The sequence below is a fragment of the Brevibacterium sanguinis genome, from assembly GCF_039528855.1.
Lineage (GTDB): Bacteria > Actinomycetota > Actinomycetes > Actinomycetales > Brevibacteriaceae > Brevibacterium > Brevibacterium sanguinis.
On the sequence record NZ_BAAAMB010000003.1, the window covers coordinates 328,789 to 337,097 of the forward strand.

Sequence of the window (8,309 nt, forward strand, 5' to 3'; positions counted from 1 at the left end):
GGGGAACTACGCCCGTCGGAATGCCGAACAGTTCCATTGAACAATGAAAATGTTGCTGAGGCAACAAATGTTGAGAAGAGTTCATCTCCGCCATCATCCTCACCCCACAAGCGGGATTGCTGGTTATCTGCAAGTGGGATTGCCGATTCGTCATCACAGTGCCGTGCCCGAATGTCTGCAGGAGTTGTTATGTTCTCTTCCTCCCATGCCGCTCGAAAGTCGCAGCACCGCGCCTCGCAGCCGGTGTCCTCCACCTCCCTGCCAACGGACGTCGTCCGCGCACGACACAGATCCTCGACCCGGAGCCGAGCCGCCGGGTCGGGGGTCGACCATGACTGAGACGACCCCGGTGAGCACGATCCTCAAGAAGATCGCTCCGATCCAGATCGCCGCCTGGCGCCTCATGCTGGAGAAGCATCAGGACTTCATGGTGCGTTTCGCCGCTGAGTTCCGCGACCGTCATGACCTGACCGTCAATGAGTTCGACGCGCTCATCAACACTCCACCGGACGAGCAGATCCGCCAGCGCGATCTGCTCCAGCTCATGGTGCTCAGTCGCAGTGCGCTCAGCCGGCTGCTCCGCCGCCTCGAAGCCCGTGGCTTCGTCGCACAGATTCCCGATCCCGAGGACCAGCGCGGGGTGCTCGTCGAACTCACCGAGAAGGGCTTCGCTCTCCGCGACGAGGCGGCGCAGACGAACGCTGAGATCATCCTCGACGGGTTCTCCGGGCTCACCGACGCCGAAGCCGATCAGCTCTTCGCGCTCGTCAGCAAACTCAAACCGCTCAAGCCGCAGGCGACTGCTCCGGAGTGAGCCGGCGCCTCAGGAGGCGTCGAAGGGGCGGTTGCCGTCGCCCATGTCCGGGTCGGGCAGCTTCGACTCGGGGTCGAAGAGTCCGACCTCGAGTCCGTCGAGGGTGAGCCGGCGCATCGCCTCGAGCACCATGCGGCGACCCACGTCGGTGAACGCGTCGACCCGGCTGACGTCGAAGACCACGGTGCCCGACGGCGGGGCGGTGCCGTCGAGTTCGTGGAGGACGGCCTCGGCGCCGCTGAAGTTCACGGTGCCCTGGAGGTCGACGGTCGTCGTGTCCCCGTCCGTGCGGATGTCGCGCAGCGCCCGCGACCCCGTCGTCTCGACCTCCATGAGATGGAAGCCCATGTCCTTGGACATCCGGCTGAAGAGTTCGACGCCGCGCACACTGTTGCCGTGCTCGTCGAGCCGCGGGGAGAACGCGCCGAGCCCGACCTGGCCGGGCAGCGCGCCGAGAAGGCCGCCGGCGACCCCGCTCTTCGCCGGGATCCCGACATCGCTGAACCACGAGCCCGCCGCGTCGTACATGCCGGCCGCCGCCATCGCCGACAGCGTCTGCCGGGCCACGGGCTTCGAGATCACCCGTTCGCCGGTGACCGGTTGGACTCCTCCGGTGGCCAGGGTCGCGGCCATCGTCGCGATGTCGGAGACCGTGACGAGGATCGAGCACTGCGCCGTGTAGCCCTCGACCGCCTCGTGGGCATCGTCCTCGATGATCCCGTAGTTGTGGAGCATGTGCGCGATCGACAGGTTCCGATCGGCGGTCTCGAGCTCCGATTCGTAGATCGTCTCGTCGATGCGCAGCTGCCGGCCGGCCAGCGTCGAGAAGAACGCGAGGGCCCGCTCGACCCGCTGGTCCCGGCTCGCTCCCTCGCCGACGAGGAGGCTGTGGGCGGTGATCGCGCCGGCGTTGATCATCGCGTTCTTCGGCCGGTAGGTGCCCGTCTCCAGGGAGAGCTCGTTGAACGCCTCACCCGAGGGTTCGATGTCGATGCGGCCGTCGACGAAGGTCGTACCGCGGTCGGTCAGCGCCGCCGCGTAGGCGAAGGGCTTCGACATCGACTGGATGGTGAACTCGACGTCGCTGTCGCCGGCGGCGTACGTGCGCCCCTCGACCGTCGTCAGGGCGACGGCCAGACGGTCGGGATCGGCCGAGGCGAGTCCGGGGATGTAGTCCGCGACGGCGCCGCGGTCGTCGTCGCGCAGGTCGTCGAGGATCTCGTTGAGGTAGTCGGGAATGGGAGTGCGCATGGGTCTGCCTCTCTGCGATTTCGGCCCGGCGGGCCGCCTCTGGACGCAACCTTACATGTGTGGGATTGTTGAGATCGCAACGACTTCGACGCCCTTCCCGCGCCGAGGTGGGACCGACGTGACCCCTGGTGGCACCAAAGAGGCAACCTCGGTCGGGTCGACCGCCTCGGCGGGGGGAGGATCTGTCGGAGCAGGCAGGAGTGGAGGTGTCCATGAGCAACGTCGAGACCCGCCCGGACCAGGTGGTCTGCCGGTCAGGCGGCTTGCCGGGTCCGCAGTGCGATCAGCAGGGGCGCGCTCCTGTCGAGATCATCACCGCCCGCGACGTTCCGCTCGGCGGACCGCGCGCGATGACCGTCCGCCGCACGCTGCCGCAACGGCAGCGCTCCCTCATCGGACCGTGGTGCTTCGCCGACCACTACGGCCCCGAGGACGTCTCCCCCTCCGGAGGGATGGACGTCGCGCCGCACCCGCACACCGGCCTGCAGACCGTGAGCTGGCTCTTCGAAGGTGCCATCCAGCACATCGACTCCGGCGGCAACGCCGGGCTCGTGCTGCCCGGCGAGGTCAACCTCATGACCGCCGGCCGCGGGATCTGCCATTCCGAGGTCTCGACGGATGACACGAAGACCCTTCACGGCGTCCAGCTGTGGCTGGTGCAGCCCGACTCCACGCGGCATCAGAAGGAACGCGAGTTCGAGCACTACGCCCCGCAGGTCAGGGCCTTCGACGGCGGGGAGCTCCTCGTCTTCCTCGGTGAGCTGTGGGGCGAGTCGTCCCCGGTCAAGACCCATTCGCCCCTCCTCGGCGCGGAGATCCGGCTGAACCCCGGGGCGAGCATCGATCTGCCGGTCAACCCCGACTTCGAGCACGGTCTCCTCGTCGACGCCGGGGACATCGCGCTTGAGAACGTCCCCCTTCCGGTCGCTGCGATCGGCTACACGGGGGTCGGGCTCGAGGAGCTGCGCATCGCCAACCTCGGCGAGACGCCGGCCCGCCTCGTCCTCCTCGGTGGGGAGCCGTTCACCGAGGAGATCGTCATGTGGTGGAACTTCGTGGGCCGCAGCCATGAGGAGATCGTCGAATACCGGCAGGAGTGGCAGGACCATTCGGACCGCTTCGGCGTCGTCGAGGGCTACGTCGGCCGCGGCGGACCCGGTCGCAATGCCGAGGGACTCGGCAGACTGCCTGCCCCCGACCTTCCCGAGACCCCGATTCCGGCCCGGAAGAACCCGCCGCCCCAAGTTCAGGGTGGGGAGGACGAGACGTATGAGGAGACACAGTTCTGAGAGGCTGAGCGCCCACACCATCCCGATCCCCTGACCATCAACTCCGCACCCCGGCCCAGACCACGGACCCCGCATCACCGACACAAGGAGAAGAACGATGAACGATGCACTCAAGGACTCCACCGGAGAAGACGTCACCGTCGAACTCGACGAGGCGGGTCTCGCGTACGACATCAAGGTCGCTGACGGGGAGGTCGCCGGTCGGGCGCACTACCTCGTGGGAGCGAAGGACCCCAACGAGCGGATCTTCTATCACACGACCGTCGATTCGAAGTTCGGCGGCCGCGGACTCTCGAAGATCCTCGTCAACGAGGCGCTCAAGGATGCACGGGAGAAGGGCGAGACCGTCGTCGCGATCTGCCCGCTCTTCGTCAAGAAGCTGCAGGAGTCCGGCGATGAGTACATTGCCGAGGGCGGCAAGATCCGCAACCCCACGGGCGCGGACTTCGATCAGGTCAAGCAAGAGGCCTGAGCGCAGCGGAATGCACGCGAACAGACCCTTCATCGACAAGGCCAATCCCGAGATCTACAAGGCTGCCGTCGCCGCCGCGCAGGCGACCCGGAAGGCGGCGGTGGCCGCGGGCCTCGACGTCGCGCTCATCGAGCTCGTCAACTCCCGCGTGTCGCAGATGAACAGGTGCCACACGTGCCTGAGCATCCACGTGCCCGCTGCGCGGAAGGCCGGGGTCGACCAGCTCAAACTCGACATCCTCTCCGCGTGGCGACATGCGGAGATCTTCAGCGATGTCGAACGCTCGGCCCTCCTCCTCGCGGAGTCGCTGACGGACCTGTCCGTCCCGGTCGACCACGAAGCGGTCGCCGCCGAGGTGGGGCAGCATCTGAGCACGGAGCAGATCTCAGCGATCGAATGGGTCGTCACGCTCATCAACGCGTTCAACCGCATCTCGATCGCGAGCAACCATCCCACCGTCGGGGGCAAGCAGCTCGCGGCGATGCTCGCCGCCGGAGGCGGGGCGCCGCCGAGCTCCGGCGGGACGAAGGCCGCGGACGATTGACTCGCGCAAGACTGACCTGAGCACGCCTGACGCGCCCAGCCATTGAGACTGTCGGGGCACCGGCGGCCGCCTCCGGGCACACTGATGGTCGCACCTCGGCGCACTGCCGGCCGAGGTGCGACCGATCTGCGCCGACCTGAGGAAAGTCACGAGAGAATGCCAGCCGAACCGACACCGCCGTCGACCACTGAGCCCGCGACCGCCTCGGCGCCGGTGAACCTCACCGCACGCCTGCGGCTCATCGGACCGGGGATCGTGCTCGCGCTCGCGAGCGTCGGGGCCTCGGACATGATCACGACGATGAACTCCGGGGCCGAGTACGGTCTCGCGCTCATCTGGGTCTTCACGGTCGGGATCGCCCTGAAGTTCGTCCTCTCCGAGGCGGTGTCGCGGCTGCAGATGAGCGGTGACCGGTCGCTGCTCTCCCACCTCACCCGGTTCGGGGGACGACTGTTCCCCGCGCTCTTCCTCATCGCCGAACTCCTCGTCGGACTCTTCTTCGGCGCCGGCGTCGTCGCCGTGAGCGCGAACATCCTCCAGGCGATCTTCCCCGTCCTGCCGTTCTGGCCGACGGCGATCGTCGTCCTCCTCTCCGCGGCGGTCCTCGTCGGGATCGGCCGCTACGGCATCGTCGAGAAGGCGATGATGGGCTTCGGCATCATCATGTTCTTCGGGATCATCGCCCTCGCGTTCTCCGTCTTCCAGGGTCAGGGTGCCCAGGAGATCGCTGCGGAGACGATCGTGCCGGTCTTCCCGCAGACGTCGATCATCACGGTGATGTCGCTCATCGGCGGGGTCGGCGGGGCGACGGGGATCCTCGCGTACTCGTTCTGGATCCGGGAGAAGTCGTGGCGCAGCGCCGACTGGAAGCCCGTCGTCCGCCTCGACCTCCTCATCAGCTACGGTCTCGTGTTCGTCTTCGCCGTCGCGATGAGCGCGGTGGGCGCGTTCATCCTCTACGGTCAGGGCTTCACGATCGCCGACAACGACGCCCTCTTCGCGATCGCCGACAGTCTCATCGCCTCGATCGGCGACGTCGGGCGCCTGATCTTCCTGCTCAGCTTCCTCGCCGTCGTCTACACGAGCGTGCTCGGCGGGTTCTCCGGCATCGCCTACGTCACCGCCGACTGCATCCGGGTGCTCCGCCGCTACCCGCACCAGGACGAGGCGCGGTTCGAGATGTCGGCGACGTCGATCGAGTTCCGCGTCGTCCTCGTCTACCTCAGCGTCGCGACGCTCATCATCATGGGCCTCGGCAGGCCCGTCACCCTCGTCCTCGTCTACGCCGCGATCAGCGCGTTCATCCTCCCCGTGCTCGCGCTCGCCCTCCTCGTCATCCTCAACCGCTCCTCGGTCCCGGTCTCCCTGCGCAACAGCTGGTGGTCGAACGTGCTGCTGGCCGTGTGCCTCGGCCTCTTCGGGTTCCTCGCCGTCCTCCAGGTCATCGAGTCCGTGTCGGGGTTGGTGGGGTAGGGCGGTGAGGGGTCGTTCGGACGGCTGACCTCGCCGAGGTGGGGCTCCGTCCCGTCATCCGCCGAGGTGGTGCGCGCTGAGGCCGGAACGACGAGAATCGTCTTATGGCTGTCAGCGCTGAAGAGCAGATGATGATCGACACCGTTGCGAAGTTCATCGACGACGACGTCAGACCGCACGTCAACCGGGTCGAGCACGCCGACGAGTATCCCGAGGCGTGGATCCAGACGATAAAGGACATGGGCATCTTCGGGCTCGCGATCGCTGAGCCGTGGGGCGCGGGGAAGGTCTCGACGGAGGCATACGCGCTCATCACCCAGGAGCTCGCGCGCGGGTGGATGTCGCTGGCTGGGGCGATGGGTGGCCACACCGTCGTCGCGAAGCTCATCGCCGACTTCGGCACCGACGCGCAGAAGGAGACCTACCTGCCGCGAATGGCGACGGGGGAGCTGCGCGCGACGATGGCGCTGACCGAACCCGGCGGCGGCTCCGACCTTCAGGCGATCCGGACGACGGCGGTGCGCGAAGGCGACGACTACGTCATTTCGGGTTCGAAGACGTGGATCACCAACGCCCGCCGATCCGACCTCATCGCGCTCCTGTGCAAGACCGATCCCCACGCCGAGCCACGGCATGCCGGAATCTCGATCATCCTCGTCGAGAAAGGCGAGGGCTTCACGATCTCGAGGGATCTGTCGAAGCTCGGGTACAAAGGCGTCGAGACGTGCGAGCTCCTCTTCGACAGTCTGCGTCAGCCGCGCACGCAGCTGCTCGGCGACACCGAGGGGCTCGGCTTCAAGCAGATGATGAAGGGGCTCGAGATCGGGCGCATCCAGGTGGCGTCGCGGTCGCTCGGGGTCGCGCAGGCCGCGCTCGATGACGCCGTGAAGTACGCGCAGGAGCGGGAGTCGATGGGCAAGCCGATCTGGCGGCATCAGGCGGTGGGCAATCGGCTCGCGGAGATGGCGACGAAGCTCGAGGCCGCTCGCCAGCTCGTCCTTCACGCCGCACGGACATTCGACGCCGGGGCGAGGGTCGACATGGAGGCGGGAATGGCGAAGCACTTCGCTTCGGAGATGGCCGCCGAGGTGGCCCTCGACGCGATCCGCGTCCACGGCGGGTACGGGTATTCGACCGAGTTCGACGTCGAACGCTACTACCGGGATGCGCCGCTGATGATCGTCGGCGAGGGGACGAATGAGATCCAGTTGGGAGTCATCGCCAAGCAGCTCATCGAAAGGAACCGGGTGTGACGGTGGATCTGCAGGAGTGGGTCGGACGGACGAAGACCGAGGAGGATGTCGCGTCGGGGGAGCGGGCTCGGAGGCTGGCCGTGCTGCTCGGAAACGAGGCAGCGGCCGAGCCCGCGGTGCTGTTCCCGCTCGGTCATTGGCTCCAATTCCCCGAAGACGATGTGCCGATGAGTGAGCTCGGCGACGACGGCCATGCGCTGCTCGGCGGGTTCATGCCGCCGGTGGGACTGCCGCGGCGGATGTGGGCAGGCAGCGCGCTTGATTTCCACAGCCCGATCTGCCCCGGGCAGGCGCTGGCGCGGACGTCGACGATCGAATCCGTGACGGAGAAGGCCGGGAGCAGCGGGCCGCTGTGCTTCGTCGTGGTCCGGCACGAAATCAGCGCAGACGGCACGCTGGCGACCGTCGACCGTCACACGATCGTCTACCGGGAGGGAACCGAACCTCGGGCGAGAACGGCCGACGGGGGACGCAGCGGGGCAGAGTTGGCGGCTGCGGCGCCGCGGTCGGACACTCCTGCGCCGGAGGGATGGGACTGGGTTCGGACAGTGCGACCCGATGAAGTCATGCTCTTCCGGTACTCGGCGCTGACGTTCAACTCGCACCGCATCCACTACGACCACCCCTATGCCACCGAGGTGGAGGGCTATCCCGGGCTCGTTGTGCACGGCCCTCTCACGGCGACATTCCTCCTCGACGCGTTTCTGCGGAACCACCCCAACACTGAGGTGACGGGGTATGCGTTCACGGCGAAGGCGCCGGTGTTCGTCGACGAGCAGATCCACCTCGTGGGACAGAAAGCGGAGGAGGGGCGGTACGAGCTCGAAGCGGTCGGCCCGGGCGGAGTGACGGTGATGGTGGCGAAGGTGACGATGGCTAACTGAATAGGTGCACGATCAGCGACCGCCAAGTCATGTGTCACGCAACTTGTTGAGCTGAACTAGGTTGAAATGGAAGAACGAGGAAATCGGCGATGAGGTGAGGGTTGATATGGGAAGTGACTCCAAAACTCGACAGTTGGTCCCGTATGCGGCGTACATGCTGCTGTGGAACCCGGATCGGTACGAATGGTCCGAGCAGGATCGGTTTGAACTCCTGGCGATGATCGAATCGGGCATGATGCCTGAGGGTGACTGGTCCATGAGGGCGAACGGGACTGCCGAAGGTTTGGTTGACTCCAAGACCGCATGATTCCTGAGAGGGCGTCGTGCTG

At 66.7% G+C, this 8,309-nt stretch carries 9 protein-coding genes; 8 read left to right on the forward strand and 1 reads right to left on the reverse strand.

Annotated features, from left to right (window positions below; all coding sequences use genetic code 11):
* Window positions 1–331: 331 nt before the first annotated feature.
* Window positions 332–814, forward strand: coding sequence for a MarR family winged helix-turn-helix transcriptional regulator (locus ABD154_RS04045; protein ID WP_198500272.1), 483 nt, complete (start codon window positions 332–334; stop codon window positions 812–814).
* Between the two features lie 9 nt (window positions 815–823).
* Here ABD154_RS04045 and ABD154_RS04050 read toward each other — a convergent pair whose 3' ends face one another.
* Window positions 824–2,065, reverse strand: a complete 1,242-nt coding sequence (locus ABD154_RS04050; protein WP_344250233.1) for a glutaminase — start codon at window positions 2,063–2,065, stop codon at window positions 824–826.
* Window positions 2,066–2,277: 212 nt separating this feature from the next.
* Between ABD154_RS04050 and ABD154_RS04055 the strand changes: the two genes are divergently transcribed.
* The 7 genes from ABD154_RS04055 to ABD154_RS04085 all read left to right on the forward strand — a co-directional run bounded on the left by ABD154_RS04055 (window position 2,278) and on the right by ABD154_RS04085 (window position 8,287).
* The gene (locus ABD154_RS04055; protein ID WP_344250235.1) at window positions 2,278–3,354 is read left to right on the forward strand and encodes a pirin family protein; all 1,077 of its coding nucleotides are present in this window, start codon (window positions 2,278–2,280) and stop codon (window positions 3,352–3,354) included.
* 97 nt (window positions 3,355–3,451) lie between these two features.
* Window positions 3,452–3,826 (forward strand): GNAT family N-acetyltransferase, encoded by a 375-nt coding sequence (locus ABD154_RS04060; RefSeq protein WP_211978366.1) that lies wholly within the window; start codon window positions 3,452–3,454, stop codon window positions 3,824–3,826.
* A gap of 10 nt (window positions 3,827–3,836) precedes the next feature.
* Window positions 3,837–4,370: a carboxymuconolactone decarboxylase family protein gene (locus tag ABD154_RS04065; protein ID WP_198500276.1), complete on the forward strand. Its 534-nt coding sequence runs from the start codon at window positions 3,837–3,839 to the stop codon at window positions 4,368–4,370.
* Between the two features lie 156 nt (window positions 4,371–4,526).
* Entirely contained in the window at window positions 4,527–5,843 is a 1,317-nt protein-coding gene (locus ABD154_RS04070; RefSeq protein ID WP_344250239.1) for an Nramp family divalent metal transporter, read from the forward strand.
* Between the two features lie 104 nt (window positions 5,844–5,947).
* Complete coding sequence (locus ABD154_RS04075; protein ID WP_344250241.1) at window positions 5,948–7,096, forward strand: acyl-CoA dehydrogenase family protein; 1,149 nt, start codon at window positions 5,948–5,950, stop codon at window positions 7,094–7,096.
* Complete coding sequence (locus ABD154_RS04080; RefSeq protein WP_344250243.1) at window positions 7,093–7,980, forward strand: HTD2 family dehydratase; 888 nt, start codon at window positions 7,093–7,095, stop codon at window positions 7,978–7,980. The genes ABD154_RS04075 and ABD154_RS04080 overlap by 4 nt, the downstream gene beginning before the upstream one ends.
* A 61-nt stretch (window positions 7,981–8,041) precedes the next feature.
* Window positions 8,042–8,287 (forward strand): hypothetical protein, encoded by a 246-nt coding sequence (locus ABD154_RS04085; protein WP_344250245.1) that lies wholly within the window; start codon window positions 8,042–8,044, stop codon window positions 8,285–8,287.
* The last annotated feature ends 22 nt before the right edge of the window (window positions 8,288–8,309 follow it).